The organism is Rhizobium leucaenae USDA 9039, from assembly GCF_000426285.1.
Taxonomy (GTDB): domain Bacteria; phylum Pseudomonadota; class Alphaproteobacteria; order Rhizobiales; family Rhizobiaceae; genus Rhizobium; species Rhizobium leucaenae.
The window spans coordinates 164,568-180,695 of record NZ_AUFB01000012.1 but is presented as its reverse complement, the minus strand read 5'-3'; the positions used below and the strand labels follow the sequence as shown (position 1 = coordinate 180,695).

Here is a 16,128-nt window from a genome sequence, read left to right as displayed (position 1 = left end):
GGCTCCTGCGTTGAAAGTCAAAAAACAGATGGTGATCCCTGCAGATCGGGGATCGGCTATCTATTTCGGATAGATCCAGGAATAGGCGAAAGCAGCCCTGTCACCGTCTTTGCCGTGGATATACGGAACATTCGCGATTTTGATGTCCGGCGTCGCGTATTGCGTGCCGAGCGTATCATGCAGCCAGTTAGCCAGTGGTGCCGGCACACCGGCATCGTTCTTTCCCGGTCGCCAGACAACGAGGATCGGCTTGTCGGCGCTCCACTCATAGTCTGCCTTCAGATTGCCGAAGAACAGCGACATGGCCGGCACGTCAGGCAGTTGCAAATGCAGATTGCCGGCCGGCAGCCAATTGTCGGTCAGCACCAATCCCGGCTTCTTGCCCTCAGTCGCCACGGCCTGGCTTACGAAAGCGGGGTAGGGGGTGTTGTAGTGGTCATAGGAGCCGAAAAGTGCGGGGAAGATGACGCGGGTCAAAAGCAGCGCCGGGATGATCAGCATCATCGCCAGCGGTATGTAGAAAAAGCGCTTGCCGAAATCAGCTGCTTTGATACCGGCCAATTCCATTTTCAGGCACAGATAGATCGGCAGCAGGAAGAGGAAGGGCAGCAGCCAGCGGTCGCGCAGCGCCGTCATGCCGATCCCGACGATCAGGATCAGTACAAGCACGGCGATGGCCGCAAAAAGAAGCTCGAAAAAGCGGGTCCATTCATTCGACCGTCCGAGATTCTTGAAGAGATTTTTGCCGAACACCAGCGCATAGACGACGAGCGTCGGTGCGCAGATGACGACGACCAACTTCACGAATTCCAGCGGTCCCTTTAGGAGCTTAGCAAAGACGCTTTGTGGCGCATCCTCCTCCATGATTCCCAAGGTCCGTCCCGAGGCGAGGTCGAGATTGTGGATCAGCCACAAACCGTGCGGCAGGAAGATCAACAGGGAGATCAGCAGGGTCAGCAGAAATCGCTTATCGAAAATGCGCGCACGGCCCAGCGGATGCATCAGAACGGCAATGACCGCGGCGGCGGCGAGCAGCGCGAAATTATACTTCGATAGCATGCCAAGGCCGAGCGCGATGCCGGTAAAGATATAGGAACCTGTGCTCGGCGCCTTCAGCGTGCGGATCGCGCTATAAAGAAAAAGATTGATGGTCAGGAGCTGCGCCACCGTATGCGTCAGGTCGCGCTGCGCCTCCCAGAAAAGCTGCGGGATCGTCAGCAACGACAGCGTGGCGATTGCCGCGAAAACCTTGTCGGACAAGACCAGCTTCGCCAGCTTGTAATAGCTGAAGAAGACCAGAAACAGCACGATGTTCTTGACGATGGAAATCGCCGCCAGCGACAGGCCGAAGATGGACACCACCAGCGCCTGCACCCAATTATAGAGCGGCGGTTGCGAATCGTAGCCGAGTGTCAGCCATTGCGAGAACAGCGCCTGCTGCGATTCGTCGTAACGCATGCCATGCGGCATGGCGAGCCTGACCAGGAATTCCAGAGCGAAGTAACCGGCAAGCAGAAGGATGATGGTATCCGGTCGGCGGACCAGAAGCCTATGCATCCTGATGATCCCGATCGAAAATCTTGCGGACGATGTAGTTCGGCGACAGGTCGTCGCGATAATATATGCGCGCGATCATCTCGGCCAGGATGCCCGTGGTGATCATCTGCACCGACGACAGCAGGAGCACGACGCCGACCAGCAGCAGCGGCCTGTTGCCGATATCGTCGCCGAAGATGAACTTGTCTACGAAGAGCCACAGCAGGATCAGAGCGGCGAGCGCCCCGAGGCCAAGGCCGAGGGAGCCGAAGAAATGGCCCGGCCGCGCCTTATAACGCATGAAGAACATCACCGATAGCAGGTCGAGGATGACACGGAAGGTGCGCGAAATACCATATTTCGATATGCCGTGCTGACGCGCGTGATGGGTAACGACCATTTCGCCGATACGCGAGCTCGGCACGACGCCCGCGACCCAAGCCGGGATGAAGCGGTGCATCTCACCCATCAGCTTCACCTGCTTGATGATGGAGGCGCGATAGATCTTCAGGCTGCAGCCATAGTCATGCAATTTGACGCCGGTGATGCGGCCGATGAGGTAATTGGCGCACCAGGAGGGTATCTTGCGCAGGAAAAGCCCGTCCTGGCGGTTTTTGCGCCAGCCGACGAGCAGGTCGAGCTGCCGCCGCTCCAATTCCTCGACCATCGAGGGGATATCCTTCGGGTCGTTCTGCAGGTCGCCGTCCATCGTGGCGATCAGCCGGCCGGTGGCGGTGTCGATGCCGGCCTGCATGGCGGCAGTCTGGCCGAAATTGCGCTGAAGCTCCACGAGGCGCAGCGTCAGCCCTTCACGCCCGAGCGACCGGCGCGCATTGGCAAGCGTAGCATCGGTGCTGCCGTCGTCGATCAGGATCAGTTCCCAGGGCTTGGTGAAACCCACCATGGCGGAACAGATGCGCTCGATCAGCGGTCCGACGCTTTCTTGCTCGTTAAAGACGGGCACGACCAGCGAAAGCTCAATGGCACTTACCGTGTCGGTCAGGGGGCGGATCGACTCTGCCGTTGTCTGCAACTCTTCTTTCTCCTAAAAGACCGGCAGAACCGGCCGGACGGAACGAGCGACATGTCCGGCGTCTGCCTCCGCTCGCATTTGGTGCCTTAACTACATGAAGACTCCGATGGTTGCCAGCCGACAGAACTGGTTTATTCGCAACCGCATGACGCTGCTGACATCCGGCGTGGTCCTCGCCTACGCCGTCTTTATCGAGTGGTTCTGGGGCTGGAGTTCGATCCTGGCGCAATGGGGCAAGGTCGGTGTCCTGCCCATTCTGCTGGCGCTGGCGCTGCTGACCAGCACTTATTTCCTGCGCACCTGGCGCATCTACGACTATTTCCCGAAGGAGACCGGCGGCCATTTCACCGCGCTCTTTCGTGTGACGCAGGTCCACAATCTGCTCAACATCATGATGCCCTTCCGCACCGGCGAAACCAGTTTTCCGGTGCTGATGCGTTCCGAATTCGGCATTCCCCTGGCCCGCGGCACATCGGCGCTGTTCGTCATGCGGCTGCTGGATCTGCATGCCTTGCTTGCCGCGGCGGGTGTCGGTCTCGCGCTGGCTTCGCCCTATGGTGCTCTTGCCTGGGTTCTGTGGCTTGCTTTCCTGCTCTTGCCGGTCGCCGCTTTCATCCTGCGCCGCCCGCTGATCAAATTTGCCGGCAAGGCATTGCCAAAAAAGGCGCAGGGGCTGGTGCATGAGCTGGAGCGCGGCCTGCCGGCCAATGCCAGTGCGTTTGCGCGCGCCTGGCTGACGACGATAGTCAATTGGCTGGTGAAGGTCGTGGTGCTCGCCTGGGCGCTTCGCCTGATGAATGTCACACCGCTCTCGGCAAGTTTCGGTGGCGCTGTAGGGGGCGAGCTTTCCTCGGTGTTGCCGGTGCACGCGCCCGGAGGGGTCGGCACCTATCCGGCCGGCATCACCGCCGGTGCCATCGCTTTCGGAGCTCCGGGGCTAAAGGCCGCGCTCGACAATCTGGCGCAGGCGAGCATCAGCGCACATCTGCTGATCGTCGTTTCGGCTCTGACGGGGACGGCGCTCGCCTTGCTGATTTCAAGGAAGCGCCACTGATAGGGCTTATCATTCCGTTTTGTCGGCAAGTTCCGCCAGCCGCTTGCGCAGAAACGCCTGCTCAGGCGCCTGCTGGCATAGCGAAAGCGCCGTCTCGTAGGACCGTCGCGCCTCGTCTTTACGATTGAGTTGGCGCAGGAAATCGGCCTTTGCCGCGTGGGCCAGATGATATCGGGCCAACCGATCTTCGCTCAGCAGGCCATTGACGATCTCCAGCGCGGCAGCCGGCCCATCGCACATCGAAACCCCGGCCGCCCGGTTGAGCTCGACCACCGGCGAGGGATGCGCCACCAGCAGCAGATCGTAAAGCGTCACAATCCGCCGCCAGTCCGTCCGATCAGCCGTTGCCGGACGCACATGCTCGGCGGCAATTGCCGCCTGCAACGCATAGCTGCCGACGCTTTCGCCCGCCATCGCCTCGGCCGCGAAGGCCAGCCCTTCGCGAATTCCCCTGATGTCCCAGAGCGCACGGTCCTGATCGGCAAGCAAGACGAGATCGCCGGAAGCGTTGGCACGAGCGAGCCGCCGCGAATCCTGCAGGAGCATCATCGCCAGCAAACCTGCAACCTCCGGATCGGGCAAGAGCTTCAGTAGCAGGCGACCGAGCCGGATAGCTTCGGCGGCAAGGTCGGCGCGGACGATCGTCGTGCCTGATGATGCGGAATAGCCCTCGTTGAAGACGAGGTAGATCACATGCAGCACCTGCGCCAGCCGCTCCGGCAACTCCGCCTTTGCCGGAACGTCGTAGGGAATTTGCGCTGTGCGAATGCGGTTCTTGGCGCGGACGATACGCTGGGCGACGGTTGGCGCGGAAATGAGGAAAGCACGGGCGATCTCTTCCGTCGTCAGGCCGCAGACTTCGCGGAGCGCCATCGCCATCTGTGCCTCCGCCGGGATGAGCGGATGGCAGCAGGTGAAAATCAGCCTGAGCATATCGTCTTCGATCTCTTCGCTTTCGGCGATCTCGATCATTTCGCCCTCCGGATACAGGCTGTCGACGATGTCGGCTTCCGAGGCATCGAAGCGCGCTCGCCGCCGGATGTGGTCGATCGCCCGAAAGCGGCCTGTCGAAACCAGCCAGGCATAGGGATTGGCCGGCAAGGTCTCTTCCGTCCATTGCTGCGCCGCTGCCGCAAAGGCATCGTGAAGGGCCTCCTCCGCCCGGTCGAAGTCGCCGAGCAGGCGGATCAGCGTCGCAAATACGCGGCGCGATTGGCTGCGGTAGATCTCGTCGATGGTTTCGTTCAGCGACACGGCGGTCTCTTGCTCTCCTGTCAGGTGCCTGGAAGGGTCAATATCCGGATCGGACGGATCTCGATGGCGCCGTGGCGGCCGGAGGGAATGTGCCGGGCAATCTCCGTTGCATCGGCCATATCGGCAGCCTCGATGAGATAGAAGCCCGCCAGATGCTCCTTCGTCTCGACGAAGGGGCCATCCGTTGTGGAAAGTGCCGATCCGCGCGGGCGGATGACGATCGCCCTGTCGGGCGTCGCCAAGGCGTCCGCGAGGATCAGCGTGCCATTCCGTCGCAGGCTCTGGTCATAAGCGAAGTGCTCGGCGATCAAGCCGTCGACCTCTGTGGAGGTCAGCGTGCCGTCGACGTCGGCGGAGGTATAGATCAAGCACAAGAAGCGCACCTCGCTATCCTCCCATGCTTATTCGTTTGGAAACCGGATGTCATAGGCCGGCCGGACTTCGATCATGCCATACTTGGCAACGGGGAAGGTGGCGGCGATGCTGATCGCCTCCTCCATATCCTTCGCCTCGATCAATACGAAGCCGCCAAGATGCTCCTTCATTTCGGCAAAGGGACCGTCGGTGACGGTGCTCTCGCCCTTGCGCACCCGCACCGTCTTGGCGGTCTGCGGCTCGCGCAAGGCATTGGCGACGATGATGTGGCCGCTCTCGCGCAGCCGGTTGTCGTTGTCGACCGAATCCTGCGTAAGCTTTCGTCCTTGCTCTTCGGAAAGCGTGCTGATCTCGGCGGTATCGAACCAGACCTGGCAAAGGAACTTCATGGTAGCCTCCTCAAATGTCCGGGCCGAAGGAATAGATTGGCCGCACCTCGATGCTGCCGAGTTTGGCGAGCGGAATGCCCGCAGCGACGCGGATCGCATCGTTCAGGTCTTTCGCCTCGATCAGGATAAAGCCGCCAAGATATTCCTTGGTTTCGATGAAGGGGCCGTCGGTCACCGACGTCTCGCCGTTGCGGACCCGCACCGTCACCGCCGAGCTTGGCGATTGCAGCGCTTCGGCATGGATCATTTGGCCGCTCGCCATCAGATCACGGTCATAGCCGAGCGAATCCGAATCGAGCCTGTGCTTTTCCTCCTGCGTCATGGCATCGAACTTCGTGCCGTCGAACCAGACCTGGCAAAGATATTTCATCGCAGCGTTTCCTCTTTCCGTTTGCTGACAGCAATAGACGAGCGGTCCGAAAGGAAATCGACATCCCGAGGGGCACCATGACAAAAAATTTCTTCGCTGTCGAAAAAGGGTAGGGCCGCTCGACAAGGTTCCGTCATCACCAAAGGAGAGACGGACATGCACACCTTGGAAACAGCATTGGTGAATTATTGGAGCAGGAAGACACTGTCGGAGAAGGATCTGCTGGAGACACCAGATCTCGGCAAGGTCGTTCTTCGCACCACGATCGGCTTTGCCGCCTTCGCGGTTCTGATCCTCGGCCTCAACTGGATGGCAGCGTCGACGATCGACCGGCCGCAGGTAGCGGCCGTCGATCAAATACGGCTGATGCCGGCGGCGAAAGAATAAGGGACCGGGCATTCCAGGCCCTAACCGAAATGTGGAGGCCAAGCATAGATTGGTGCCGATCCGCTTGAGGCATGAAAGTGTGAGTTGGTTTGCCTTGCCGAAAATATTTTTGTGAAGCATCCTGCACGCTCGACGGGCACCGAATGTCCGTTTTGCGACTACCCTTATGCCCTGACCAAATTTGCTTGCACGATCTCGCGACAGAGGCGGATGGGCTAAATGACGGAAAACGGGTGATGCGCTCGCTTGACCTGGTGGTTTTAGATCGTGAACGAGAGATGCTCAATGGTAAGGAAATCGGGTGTCGTGCTGGAAGAAGTCCGCCGGTTTCATGCGCAGATGATGGCGGTGGCCACCGGCTCGCCGGATGAGCGGTTCGAACGTATTTTCGAGCTTGTGCCTCGCGAAGCCTTCCTCGGTCCCGGTCCTTGGCATATCGCCGTCCATCCCTGGAAGAAGTCGTATCGGCATCGCTACATTGAAACGCCGAGCGACAATCCGGTGCATGTCAATCAGAACGTCCTGGTAGCGCTGGATCGGACGAAGGGCATCAATAATGGCGAGCCCATGTTGCATGCAGCCTGGCTTGGCAGCGTCAATCCGCAGGGCGGAGAAGTGGTGACCCATATCGGGGCTGGTACCGGCTACTATACCGCGATCCTCTCGATGCTGACGCTTCCGAATGGTCGCGTGTATGCTTTCGAAATCGATGAGCGTCTTGCCGGGCAGGCACGCGCGAACCTCGCACCATTCGAAGATATTTCGGTAAGACATGGTGATGCGACTGTGCTGACGCTGCCGTCATCCGACCTGATCTACGTGAATGCCGGCGTGGTGGCCCCGCCAGTGCACTGGCTCGAATCCTTGCGTCCAGGCGGTCGGATGATCTTTCCCTGGCGGCCCAGCGAAGATGTTGCCTTCGCGATGCTGATCACCCGTGGCCAAACGGAATTCTCTGCGCGGCCGTTGATGCCGGCCTGGTTCATTCCATGTGTTGGCGCAAGCGACCCTCACCTGGGCCTTAAGGTGCCAGACAATGCAGGTGCACGAAGCATCCGCTCCGTATGGCTGACCAAAGATCGGGACCCGGACGAAAGCGCAATTGCGGTCTTCCGCGACATCTGGTTCTCAGACCAGGCAGTTGGCCCGATCGCAGTTGCCGCATAATTCCTAAATTGAAGCGTGGGCACTGAGCTCGTCGGTAAATTCCTGTCGCAAAAGTCGGAGTTTCGCGACAGGGGAACTATTTCACATCTAAGCTCGTGGCTCGGGCCAAACCCCCCTCATTCCTATTGGAAAGCCGTTTCGAAGAAGCTGCGCAGCTTGCGTGAATGCAATGTTTCCGGCGGCATTGCGGCCAGCTTCTGGATGGCGCGGATGCCGATCTGCAGATGCTGGTTGACCTGCGTCCGGTAGAACGCCGTCGCCATGCCCGGCAGCTTCAGCTCGCCGTGCAGCGGCTTGTCGGAAACGCAGAGCAACGTGCCGTAGGGAACGCGGAAACGGAAACCGTTGGCGGCAATCGTTGCCGATTCCATGTCCAGCGCCACGGCGCGAGCCTGCGACAGGCGCTTGACCGGTCCTGCCTGATCGCGCAGCTCCCAGTTGCGATTGTCGATCGTGCCGACCGTACCCGTGCGCATGATGCGTTTCAGCTCGAAGCCCTCATAGCCGGTGATCTCGGCAACGGCCGCTTCCAGCGCCACCTGCACTTCGGCAAGCGCCGGGATCGGTACCCACACGGGCAGATCGTCGTCAAGAACGTGATCCTCGCGCATATAGGCATGGGCGAGTACATAATCGCCAAGCCGCTGGCTGTTGCGCAGCCCGGCGCAATGGCCGAGCATCAGCCAGGCATGCGGGCGAAGCACGGCGACATGGTCGGTGATCGTCTTGGCGTTGGATGGACCGACGCCGATATTGATCATGGTAATGCCGGCATGGCCTTTCTTTTTCACATGGTAGGCTGGCATCTGCGGCAGACGTGGCGGGGTCGGGTTCCCCTCCGGTTGGCTGGAACCGGCCGGCGTGACGATATTGCCCGGCTCGACAAAGGCGGTGTAGCCGTCGCCGCCCTTGGCCATCAGGTCACGCGCCCAGTGGCAGAATTCATCGATATAGAACTGATAGTTCGTGAACAGCACGAAATTCTGGAAATGGTTCGCGCTGGTCGCCGTGTAGTGGGCGAGGCGGGCGAGCGAATAATCGATGCGTTGTGCAGTAAACGGCGCCAGCGGTGAGGGCTCGCCGGGCGGCGGGATATATTCGCCATTGGCGATCTCGTCATCGGTGGTGTTGAGGTCAGGCGTGTCGAAAAGATCGCGCAGCGGAATATCGTCGAAGGCAGCGGCAGACGCTTCCACATGCGCACCTTCGCCGAAAGCGAAGTGCAACGGGATCGGCGTCGTCGATTCCGATACGACCACAGGGACATTGTGGCTGCGCATCAGCAGCGTCAGTTGTTCTTTCAGATAATGGCGGAAGAGTTGCGGACGGGTAATGGTGGTGGTGTAGACGCCAGGCGCCGTAACGTGGCCGTAGGAAAGGCGCGAGTCGACATGGCCGAAGCTCGTCGTCTCGATGCTGACCTGCGGATAGAAGGCGCGGTAGCGCGCTGCAATCGGCGCACCCTTGGCCAACTTGGTGAAGCTGTCGATCAGGAACGCCGTGTTGCGGTCGTAAAGCTCGGTCAAAGCGTCTACGGCCTTGGCAGGATCATCGAAGCTCCGCGGCTGAAACGGACTGGGTGAAGAGATGTCGAGGGGTGAAAAAGGAGAGATTCGGTTGCTCATGCGCTATTATAGAGTGCCGTCTTTAACAAGCAAACGACGTTGCAACGCGCGGTATCCGATTTTCGCAGCTATTTTTAACGGTGATTCGCAGTTCGCCTGTCGAAATTGGCGAGGTCGGACCTATTGTACCGTCGTGCAATAAGGGCTGCCTGTTTGCAGGCAAGTGAAGCTTGCGCCGAAATGCGATTGCGCACCGCTGCGGCCGGTGTGTTCGACCGCCATTGAAAATGTGATCGCAAAGATGGCGGCAAACAGCATGATGATGCCGAAACGCCGCGCCATGATGATCGTGTTCATTGTCCTGGCTCTACCCGTGCCCTATCCTGGACACTGTTTTGCCATGGTCAGGCTGAACAGGTGCTGAGACACTGGTTCATCCAGTGTTCAGAAATATTACCGGGTGTTTGACCTTGAACCGAAGGTCTTTAGCGTGAGGAGCACGTATTGATCGGCTCCGCATTCGCCCGGCGAAGTACTTTCTAAAGCTTCGTCCAGGTTTGCGACTTGCAGAAGATCTTGAGCACGCAGCCCTGCATTTTCACGGTTTTGCCGCTTACGGTACCCGAGCCGCTATAGGTCTTGTTGTCCTCGGGATCTGTAAGTTCGCCCATGTAGGCTCCGTCCTTGCCCTGCATCTTGCCGATCTGGCGACCGGCATATTTACCGGTCTTCAGCGTTACGCAGTAGCTGTCGGCGCAAGGCGTGATGGCGGCGGTATCACCCTCCACCGTCTTCCAATTGCCGACGATCTGCTCGTCGGCCAGGGCCACGCCTGCGCTGAAGAGCAGTGCTGCGGTGAGAATGGTGGCGCGGATCATAATCTTTCCTCCCGAATGTCCTTCGGCCCCACAGCCCGGACGTGGCGAAGTTATCCAATACCGACGTAAAGGCAAATACACTTTCCGGCGAGATTTTCCTGCCGGTCAGCCCTTCCGATCTCATCGAAAAAATAACGAGCCTTATTTCAGCGGCTGTTTTCGTGGTGAACGAAGGGTTTAGATCCAAACCTTAACGAGGCGTAAAACTCGCTCAAAAGTCCTTAATTTGCAAGGGAAGCGATGTTTAACAAAATCCCAAGTTTACCAAGCATTTGTACTTTGTTTGCCTCGAATTAAGCATGCATTTTAGCCGTTTTTTGAAAGCCGTCTGCGATAGTGAAGCCATCAAACGAGCGGGGCAAACCCGCCGACCGGAAGGATCATAAGCCGCGATAGACGGCAAGGTCCGGAAGGAAAAACAGGGTCGATAACGAATAGACTGAAACAGGGATTGAACCGATGGCACGCTTCGAAATACCGACATCCGAAATGGCCATGATGGGTGGCAACAGCGCTGAAGCTCTTTGCGAGCTGGGCATAATCCATGCCACCGGCAGGGGCTGTCAGGCAGACCTCGTTGCCGCCCATAAGTGGTTGAACATCGCCGCCATCAAGGGCAGCGACCGCGCCGCCGAGCTTCGCGCCGACGTCGCGGCCACGCTGACCAAGATGCAGCTCGCCGCAGCGCTGCGCGCCGCCCGCGAGTGGATGACCACGCACTGAAGCGCGTCATCAGGAATACGATGACTTTGCCTCGAAAGAGGGGACAGGTAGTACGCGGAGAGGCGCGCTGCCACTATCAGAAAAACCGCGACCGGCCGGAAACAAGGCCGGCGCGGTTTTTTGATGTTTCCGGCGTCAGCCGATCGCCTTCAACACCTTCGGCAATGCTTCGGCCAGAAGGTCGAGATCGCGCTTTGGTCCGACGCTGATGCGAATGCAGCGGTTGAGAGGCGCAACGCCGGGCATGCGGATGAAGATGCCGTGCTGGATCAAGCCATCGACGATGGCGCGCGCATAGGCCCCGTCGCGGCCGCAATCGACGGCGACGAAATTGGTGGCTGAGGCAAGCGGCGAAAGCCCGTTGTTCCGGGCGATCGTGCCGATATGTTCCCGTGCGGCGCGGATTTTGCCGACGACTTCCGCGAGATAGGCTTGATCCTTCAACGCTGCGAGCGCGGCTGCCGTTGCCAGCCGGTTCATGCCGAAGTGATTGCGGATCTTGTCGAAAGCCAGCACCGTCTCCGGCACGCCGATGGCATAGCCGACACGCGCGCCGGCGAGGCCATACGCCTTGGAAAAGGTGCGGGTGCGCAGCGCATTCGGCAAGTCGATCAGTGCGGAAATATCCGGCAAAGAATTGGCCGGCCCGGTTTCGCTATAGGCCTCATCTAAAATCAGCAGGCAGCTTTCCGGCAGGGCGCGGGCGAAGGCGACGATCTTCTCGGCATCCCACCAGCTTCCCATCGGGTTGTCGGGGTTGGCGAAATAGACGAGCGGCGCGTTTTCGCGCTTTACCGCCGCAAGCAGGCCGTCGAGATCCTCGCGATCGTCGACATAGGGCACCGTCACCAGACGGCCGCCGAAGCCGGCCACATGGAAATTGAAGGTCGGATAGCCGCCGAGCGAGGTTACGACGGGCGCCCCCGGCTCGACCACCATGCGCACGATGAGACCGAGCAGACTGTCGATGCCCTCGCCGACGGCGATATTTGCGGGCTGGACGCCGAGGTGGGTAGCGAGCGCTCCTTTCAGGGCGAAATTTTCCGGATCATTGTATTTCCAGATATCGCCGGCCTGCTCTCGCATGGCCTCTATGACGGAAAGGGCGGGGCCGAAGCCATTTTCATTGGCGCCGATGCGTGCCTGGACGGTCAGGCCGCGCTGACGTTCGAGGGCTTCCGGGCCGACGAAAGGCACGGTGGAGGGAAGGGCGCTGATCAGCGGGGTAAAGCGCGAAAAGGCGGACATTCTGGCTCATTTTCCCGAATTCTGTTGCAAGGCGCAGCACCATAGGCGCTTGGTGAGCCGTTGCAAGAGCGGAAAAGCCCGATCCTTATGCCTATTGCCGCCGGCCTCGCGCGGCCATCGCTTCGGCATTGCCGATCATGAAATCGGCGCGCACGACGCGTCTCAAGGTTTCCGGCTCGATGAGGTTGATGAAGCGAACGTTGACGCGATTGTCCATGCGGTTGATTTCGGCGCAGCCGATGCGATAAGCGAGGCCGAGTATGTTCAGATAATAGTGTGTTGGCAGGCCAACGGTGGTGCCGACGATGAAGCTGGCGCCGCCTTGTGAAATGTCGATGATCTCGGCGCTGCGGATCGAAATGCCCGTCAGACATGGGCGCACGGCAATGATGCGGGCCGGTCGCTGAACGAAGAAGCGTTCCCACCTGTGCTCGTAGACTTCGGATTTGACTTTCGCCAGATGCGTTGCGCGAAGCATTGTCATTCCCCGTTGGAGGCTGCCGAATTCATCTCGGTTATCGCATCAACCTTGCACGGAGATTTTGCCTAAGCGTCAACCGAGCCAATCGAATTTTAACGAATCGGCGGTTTTTGAGCCAGTTAGGCGATATCGCCAGCCCTACGGGTGTTTTTTGAACCCTTCGCGTCATGAGACGTTCTTTTTCGTCAGCGGTTTTTTGACCGCACCATGAACTTGAGGACAGGCGTGATGGTCGATATCAAAATTTCCCGAGGAACATGGGTTGTCGTTTGCGACGGTGCCAAGGCGCTGATTCTGAAGAGTTCGGATAGCGGCCCGCATCCGGATTTGCGAACATGCGAAACCATGCAGCAGCCGCATGCGCCCGATCGGGAAATCGGCGCAGACAAACCGGGCCGCACGCACCAGGCGGAAGGGTTCGGAGGCAGCGCCGTCGAAGAAACGGATTGGCACGAGCAGGCGGCCGCAGAATTTTTGAAAAGTGTCGCAGCCAAGGTCGATGCGCTCGTGCAGAAAAAAGGCATCAATCGTCTCATTCTCGTTGCGCCGCCGCGCGCACTTGGCGTCCTGCGGCCCCATCTCGGGCCTCATTCGCAAGCAGTGATCGTGGCCGAGGTCGCCAAGGACCTGACGAATTTTCCCATCGATCAGATCGAGCATCATCTCGTCGCTTGAAGATGGAAGGGGGCGCAATATCGCCCTCTCTCACCGACCGCCTGAACAGCGTCGTCTCTGTAGCAATGCCTCATCTTGACATCTGCATCCGCTTCGATCATACGAAAATCCGGTTCGAGGCGCCGGCCGCTCGCGGATGAAAATCCATGGTGAAGCCCTCGCGAATATGGTCACAGCCATCTGGCGCATGCTGACTGGCGGTAATGCGAGCTCCGATCTGCAGTCGTAAACGCATGCCTTCCGAAAGGCTGACTCCGTGACGACGATCTATCCATCCATCGATGAATTGAAAGCGCAGGCCAAACGTCTGCGCCAAGCCATGGCCGAGCGCGGTGGCGAAATGGCCCACAGCGCGGCCCTTGAATTGGTCGCCAGGCAATATGGGCTACGCGACTGGAACACGCTATCGGCACTCGCCGCGAAACCGAACGCGGCGCCGACGGCGCCGGTCGCCGTCGGGACAGCGGTTCGCGGCCGGTATCTGAACCAGCCCTTCACCGGCAAGGTTCTGGCGCTCTCCGAACAGTCCGGCGGGCTCCATAGGATCACCATCCATTTCGACGCTCCGGTGGATGTCGTGACCTTCGAGAGCTTCTCGGCCTTTCGCCAGCGCATCAACGCCCAGATCGACGCCAACGGCATTTCGCCGCGCAAGACCTCGGACGGCGTGCCGCATCTCGTGCTGGACATCTAGCATTCACCCTTTCATCAATCGATCGCGGCCGTCCTTTGGCCGCGCGCGATGCTGCGTGGATTTCGCTATGACGGATCATTCCGAAAACAACATGTTCCTGACCGGCTGGCTGCCGGGTGTCTTTGCCCGCACGGCCGCACCGATCATCATGATCACAACCATCAACGGCCTGTTTGCCGTCGTCGATGCCTATTTCCTCGGCGTCTTCGTAGGTGCCGATGCCCTCTCTGCGGTCAACCTTATCTTTCCGGCGCTGATGCTGTTGATCGCGCTGCAATCGCTGGTCTCCAACGGCATGGCAAGCATCCTGGCGCGCCGTCTGGGGGCGGGAGATCGAACGGGGGCAAGGCAGGTTTTCAGCGCCGCCCATGGCCTGGCCCTTGCGGTGGTCATCCTGGTCAACGCGCTCTATTGGACGGTCGGGCGGCAGGTCATCGTAGCAGGGGCGGCTGATAATGCCGATGTTGCCGCAAATGCCGGCGCTTTCATGGGCATCATGGTGGGATTTGCTCCGGTAAGTTTCCTATTGTCGGTGCATATCGACGCACTGCGTTGCGAGGGCAAGATCGGCTTCATGACGCTGGTGACGCTTGCCTCTACCCTGCTCAATATCCTTGCCAACTGGCTGCTGATGGCGGTGATGCACTGGGGCGTCATCGGCTCGGCCACAGGTTCGATCGCGGCGCAATTCATCTGCCTGACGGTCATCCTGTTCTACCGCTGGCGGCAGCCAGGCGCACTCAGGCCGTCGACATCCTTTCCGGTCGCCGAATGGCGTGGGATCGTCGCCTTCGGGGCGCCGATGAGCCTCGGTTTCATCGGCATATCCCTGAGCTCTGCGGCGATCCTCTTCAACCTGGCGATCTGGCGCCAGGGAGACTATGTCGCGACAATCGGCGCTTACGGAATCATCACGCGGGTGATGACCTTCGCCTATCTGCCGCTCCTCGGTCTCAGCATCACCCTGCAGACGATATCCGGCCACAATCACGGCGCGGCACTTCCCGCCCGCGTCGGCCGGAGTCTGCAAATCGCGATGGTGTCGGCGCTGATTTATTGCAGCGTAGTGGAATTGGTTGTCGAATTGGTGGCGGGCAGGCTCGGCGGCATTTTCGTCGGCGATTCCGTCATCGTTGCGGAGGTAGGGCGGATATTGCCCTGGACGGTCGGCGCCTATTTCCTCTTCGGGCAGATGATCGTGCTGTCATCCTATTTCCAGTCGATCGGCGATGCAAAGCGGGGCGCGATCTTCGGCCTGGCGCGACCCTATCTCTTTACCCTGCCTCTGACATTCGTTCTCCCCTTCGCGTTCGGCGAAACCGGAATCTGGATGGTGCCCGTTTTCGCCGAGACGGGAATGCTCCTGCTCGCCTGGTTGGTATTGTCGCGCAATGCCAAGGATCGCGGCTGGCGATACGGTCTGCTACCGGCATAAGCTTAAAGGCCGCGCCATCGAGGCGCGGCCTTACCATGCCCTGGGGAGTTTATGCCTTTAGAAGCCACTCATGTTCCGGCGCGTTGTGGAATTTCCAGATGCGCTTCGGACCGGCCATGACGTTGAGATAATAGAGGTCGTAGCCATGGCAGGCGGCGCAAGGGTGATATCCCTTCGGCACCAGCGTCACATCGCCATCTTCCAGAACCATGACCTCATCCAGCGAGCGATCATCGGTATAGACCCGCTGGAATCCAAAGCCCTGCGGCGGGTTGAGGCGGTGATAATAGGTCTCCTCGAGGAAGCTTTCGTTCGGCAAATTGTCCTGATCATGCTTGTGCGGCGGATAGGACGAGGTATGGCCGCCCGGCGTGATGACTTCGACAACCAGCAGCGAATGCGCCGCGCCGTCATCCTCCGGCATGATGTTGTTGACATAGCGGACATTGGTGCCCTTGCCGCGCGTCAGCGCCGGGTGGGTGCCCGGCGGAATGGCGCGAGCCTCATAGGAACCGCCGCCCGGCGCCGAGCAGACGGCGAGTTCGAGGTCGGTCTCAGCGACGACGGACCAGTTGGAGCCGGCCGGTATATAAAGCGCGTGGGGCGCGCCTTCGAAGGGGTTCATGCGACCGCCTAGCGAACCGAAATCCTTCGCGCCTGCCTTGGCGCTCGCCTTGCCGCTGACCCAGACGAGGCAGACCTCGCGATCGCCTGTCTCGGCCGAAGCCGTCTCGCCGGGCTTCAGCCGATAAAGGTCGAAGCCGACATAGGTCCAGCCGGCATTTTCGGGCGTGACATGGGTGACACGACCATGAGAGCCATCAGGTTTGACCTTGAGATTTGGCATGGGTGTTCTTCCTCCGT

Annotated in this window: 19 protein-coding genes; 7 read left to right on the top strand and 12 right to left on the bottom strand. The window is 59.7% G+C overall.

Annotation, left to right across the window (positions count from 1 at the left end; translation table 11 throughout):
- Window positions 1-60 precede the first annotated feature (60 nt).
- Both K290_RS0119285 and K290_RS0119280 read right to left on the bottom strand, forming a co-directional pair.
- The gene (locus K290_RS0119285) at window positions 61-1,557 is read right to left on the bottom strand and encodes a glycosyltransferase family 39 protein (protein ID WP_028753460.1); all 1,497 of its coding nucleotides are present in this window, start codon (window positions 1,555-1,557) and stop codon (window positions 61-63) included.
- The gene (locus K290_RS0119280) at window positions 1,550-2,569 is read right to left on the bottom strand and encodes a glycosyltransferase family 2 protein (RefSeq protein ID WP_028753459.1); all 1,020 of its coding nucleotides are present in this window, start codon (window positions 2,567-2,569) and stop codon (window positions 1,550-1,552) included. Before K290_RS0119280 ends, K290_RS0119285 begins: the two co-directional genes overlap by 8 nt.
- Window positions 2,570-2,663: 94 nt before the next feature.
- Here K290_RS0119280 and K290_RS0119275 point away from each other — a divergent pair, with 94 nt between their 5' ends.
- The gene (locus K290_RS0119275; protein ID WP_028753458.1) at window positions 2,664-3,623 is read left to right on the top strand and encodes a lysylphosphatidylglycerol synthase domain-containing protein; all 960 of its coding nucleotides are present in this window, start codon (window positions 2,664-2,666) and stop codon (window positions 3,621-3,623) included.
- A gap of 9 nt (window positions 3,624-3,632) precedes the next feature.
- Here the strand turns inward: K290_RS0119275 and K290_RS0119270 are convergent, their stop codons facing one another.
- The 4 genes from K290_RS0119270 to K290_RS0119255 are packed head-to-tail and all read right to left on the bottom strand — an operon-like array spanning window position 3,633 to window position 6,011.
- Window positions 3,633-4,871, bottom strand: a complete 1,239-nt coding sequence (locus tag K290_RS0119270; RefSeq protein ID WP_037135779.1) for an RNA polymerase sigma factor — start codon at window positions 4,869-4,871, stop codon at window positions 3,633-3,635.
- A gap of 26 nt (window positions 4,872-4,897) precedes the next feature.
- Window positions 4,898-5,260 carry a YciI family protein gene (locus K290_RS0119265; RefSeq protein WP_028753456.1) on the bottom strand — a complete coding sequence of 121 codons (363 nt, stop codon included), beginning with the start codon at window positions 5,258-5,260 and terminating at the stop codon, window positions 4,898-4,900.
- A gap of 18 nt (window positions 5,261-5,278) precedes the next feature.
- Window positions 5,279-5,641: a YciI family protein gene (locus K290_RS0119260; RefSeq protein ID WP_028753455.1), complete on the bottom strand. Its 363-nt coding sequence runs from the start codon at window positions 5,639-5,641 to the stop codon at window positions 5,279-5,281.
- 10 nt (window positions 5,642-5,651) lie between these two features.
- Window positions 5,652-6,011, bottom strand: coding sequence for a YciI family protein (locus tag K290_RS0119255; RefSeq protein ID WP_028753454.1), 360 nt, complete (start codon window positions 6,009-6,011; stop codon window positions 5,652-5,654).
- Between the two features lie 156 nt (window positions 6,012-6,167).
- On the opposite strand from K290_RS0119255, the gene K290_RS34525 reads away from it, so the two are divergent.
- The gene (locus K290_RS34525) at window positions 6,168-6,398 is read left to right on the top strand and encodes a hypothetical protein (protein WP_051264133.1); all 231 of its coding nucleotides are present in this window, start codon (window positions 6,168-6,170) and stop codon (window positions 6,396-6,398) included.
- Between the two features lie 285 nt (window positions 6,399-6,683).
- A complete protein-coding gene (locus K290_RS34520; protein ID WP_037135762.1) occupies window positions 6,684-7,565 on the top strand; it encodes a protein-L-isoaspartate O-methyltransferase family protein in 882 nt (293 codons plus the stop codon).
- Between the two features lie 122 nt (window positions 7,566-7,687).
- On the opposite strand, the gene K290_RS0119240 is transcribed toward K290_RS34520, so the two are convergent.
- From K290_RS0119240 to K290_RS0119230, 3 genes are all read right to left on the bottom strand, one after another.
- The gene (locus tag K290_RS0119240; protein WP_028753453.1) at window positions 7,688-9,190 is read right to left on the bottom strand and encodes an AMP nucleosidase; all 1,503 of its coding nucleotides are present in this window, start codon (window positions 9,188-9,190) and stop codon (window positions 7,688-7,690) included.
- Between the two features lie 120 nt (window positions 9,191-9,310).
- A complete protein-coding gene (locus K290_RS37965; RefSeq protein ID WP_166656782.1) occupies window positions 9,311-9,487 on the bottom strand; it encodes a hypothetical protein in 177 nt (58 codons plus the stop codon).
- A 182-nt stretch (window positions 9,488-9,669) separates the two neighbouring features.
- Entirely contained in the window at window positions 9,670-10,008 is a 339-nt protein-coding gene (locus tag K290_RS0119230) for a DUF2147 domain-containing protein (RefSeq protein ID WP_028753452.1), read from the bottom strand.
- 459 nt (window positions 10,009-10,467) lie between these two features.
- Between K290_RS0119230 and K290_RS0119225 the strand changes: the two genes are divergently transcribed.
- Window positions 10,468-10,731, top strand: coding sequence for an SEL1-like repeat protein (locus K290_RS0119225; protein ID WP_028753451.1), 264 nt, complete (start codon window positions 10,468-10,470; stop codon window positions 10,729-10,731).
- A 135-nt stretch (window positions 10,732-10,866) separates the two neighbouring features.
- Here the strand turns inward: K290_RS0119225 and K290_RS0119220 are convergent, their stop codons facing one another.
- Window positions 10,867-11,979 carry a pyridoxal phosphate-dependent aminotransferase gene (locus K290_RS0119220; RefSeq protein WP_028753450.1) on the bottom strand — a complete coding sequence of 371 codons (1,113 nt, stop codon included), beginning with the start codon at window positions 11,977-11,979 and terminating at the stop codon, window positions 10,867-10,869.
- A 91-nt stretch (window positions 11,980-12,070) separates the two neighbouring features.
- Window positions 12,071-12,463 (bottom strand): hypothetical protein, encoded by a 393-nt coding sequence (locus K290_RS0119215; protein WP_028753449.1) that lies wholly within the window; start codon window positions 12,461-12,463, stop codon window positions 12,071-12,073.
- Window positions 12,464-12,688: 225 nt separating this feature from the next.
- Between K290_RS0119215 and K290_RS0119210 the strand changes: the two genes are divergently transcribed.
- The 3 genes from K290_RS0119210 (at window position 12,689) to K290_RS0119190 (ending at window position 15,264) form a co-directional block, all read left to right on the top strand.
- Window positions 12,689-13,135, top strand: coding sequence for a baeRF12 domain-containing protein (locus K290_RS0119210; protein ID WP_028753448.1), 447 nt, complete (start codon window positions 12,689-12,691; stop codon window positions 13,133-13,135).
- A 256-nt stretch (window positions 13,136-13,391) separates the two neighbouring features.
- A complete protein-coding gene (locus K290_RS0119195; protein ID WP_028753447.1) occupies window positions 13,392-13,829 on the top strand; it encodes a glyoxalase superfamily protein in 438 nt (145 codons plus the stop codon).
- 67 nt (window positions 13,830-13,896) lie between these two features.
- Window positions 13,897-15,264 carry an MATE family efflux transporter gene (locus tag K290_RS0119190; RefSeq protein ID WP_028753446.1) on the top strand — a complete coding sequence of 456 codons (1,368 nt, stop codon included), beginning with the start codon at window positions 13,897-13,899 and terminating at the stop codon, window positions 15,262-15,264.
- 49 nt (window positions 15,265-15,313) lie between these two features.
- On the opposite strand, the gene iolB is transcribed toward K290_RS0119190, so the two are convergent.
- A complete protein-coding gene (gene iolB, locus K290_RS0119185) occupies window positions 15,314-16,111 on the bottom strand; it encodes a 5-deoxy-glucuronate isomerase (protein ID WP_028753445.1) in 798 nt (265 codons plus the stop codon).
- Window positions 16,112-16,128: the final 17 nt, after the last annotated feature.

Excerpts from the sequence above, each read along its gene's own strand:
- K290_RS0119215 (WP_028753449.1), bottom strand. The coding sequence starts at position 12,463 with ATGACAATGCTTCGCGCAACGCATCTGGCGAAAGTCAAATCCGAAGTC.
- iolB (WP_028753445.1), bottom strand. The coding sequence starts at position 16,111 with ATGCCAAATCTCAAGGTCAAACCTGATGGCTCTCATGGTCGTGTCACC.
- K290_RS0119260 (WP_028753455.1), bottom strand. The coding sequence starts at position 5,641 with ATGAAGTTCCTTTGCCAGGTCTGGTTCGATACCGCCGAGATCAGCACG.
- K290_RS0119240 (WP_028753453.1), bottom strand. The coding sequence starts at position 9,190 with ATGAGCAACCGAATCTCTCCTTTTTCACCCCTCGACATCTCTTCACCC.
- K290_RS0119230 (WP_028753452.1), bottom strand. The coding sequence starts at position 10,008 with ATGATCCGCGCCACCATTCTCACCGCAGCACTGCTCTTCAGCGCAGGC.
- K290_RS34525 (WP_051264133.1), top strand. The coding sequence starts at position 6,168 with ATGCACACCTTGGAAACAGCATTGGTGAATTATTGGAGCAGGAAGACA.
- K290_RS0119275 (WP_028753458.1), top strand. The coding sequence starts at position 2,664 with ATGAAGACTCCGATGGTTGCCAGCCGACAGAACTGGTTTATTCGCAAC.
- K290_RS0119220 (WP_028753450.1), bottom strand. The coding sequence starts at position 11,979 with ATGTCCGCCTTTTCGCGCTTTACCCCGCTGATCAGCGCCCTTCCCTCC.
- K290_RS37965 (WP_166656782.1), bottom strand. The coding sequence starts at position 9,487 with ATGAACACGATCATCATGGCGCGGCGTTTCGGCATCATCATGCTGTTT.
- K290_RS0119210 (WP_028753448.1), top strand. The coding sequence starts at position 12,689 with ATGGTCGATATCAAAATTTCCCGAGGAACATGGGTTGTCGTTTGCGAC.
- K290_RS0119285 (WP_028753460.1), bottom strand. The coding sequence starts at position 1,557 with ATGCATAGGCTTCTGGTCCGCCGACCGGATACCATCATCCTTCTGCTT.
- K290_RS0119190 (WP_028753446.1), top strand. The coding sequence starts at position 13,897 with ATGACGGATCATTCCGAAAACAACATGTTCCTGACCGGCTGGCTGCCG.
- K290_RS0119255 (WP_028753454.1), bottom strand. The coding sequence starts at position 6,011 with ATGAAATATCTTTGCCAGGTCTGGTTCGACGGCACGAAGTTCGATGCC.
- K290_RS34520 (WP_037135762.1), top strand. The coding sequence starts at position 6,684 with ATGGTAAGGAAATCGGGTGTCGTGCTGGAAGAAGTCCGCCGGTTTCAT.
- K290_RS0119225 (WP_028753451.1), top strand. The coding sequence starts at position 10,468 with ATGGCACGCTTCGAAATACCGACATCCGAAATGGCCATGATGGGTGGC.